Here is a 644-nt window from a genome sequence, read left to right on the forward strand (position 1 = left end):
TTTACTTTACGTGATATTCATCAAAGAAGTTGGATCGGTTTAACAGATAATAGAGCCGTTAAGCAAGCTTTAGAGCTTTTATGCCGTTGTAACTATATACGTGAAATCTCTGGAGACAAGAGCTCACAAGGCGGTCGCCCTACCATACGCTATGAATGGAATCCCTTAGTGACAAGCCATAAAACATCACACTGAGGCAATTTGGAAATCTTATAGAACATTAACAATATAACAGTGAACTCTTCAAAGCACTCCCCATTATAAGTTTTGGGGGTGTTTTTTATACGTATTATTTTATTTTTTTAAACAAAAATAAAAGTTATTATATTTCAGTACGTTAACGTTTTAAAGAAACAACCTATATTAAATACAATCCGTAAATACAATCTATAATATACATTTAAAGGGGTTTTGGGGGTTTTAAGAACCTACAAAACCTATCAAAGTACTCATTATGATATTTTAAAGCCCATAGTACATTTATCTTGATTAACCCGTGAAATGAATAGCAAATTTTACTACTTTGCTGATCTTATCCTATGCCATGGGCTGTGGATAAGCAGCCTTTAAAAACCCCTTTTGAAAAAATTTATCCGTTTTTTCGCATTTTTCTACATTTTTTTCACCATTTGCTCAAAATGGAT

General features: G+C 32.5%; 1 pseudogene. It reads left to right on the forward strand.

The features are described from left to right. Nucleotides 1-195 (forward strand): annotated as a pseudogene (locus ACFIM1_RS09425) (DUF3987 domain-containing protein); the annotation flags it as partial. Between the last annotated feature and the right edge of the window lie 449 nt (nucleotides 196-644).

Source organism: Bartonella sp. AC158YNML (assembly GCF_042196725.1).
In the GTDB taxonomy this organism is placed as follows: Bacteria; Pseudomonadota; Alphaproteobacteria; order Rhizobiales; family Rhizobiaceae; genus Bartonella.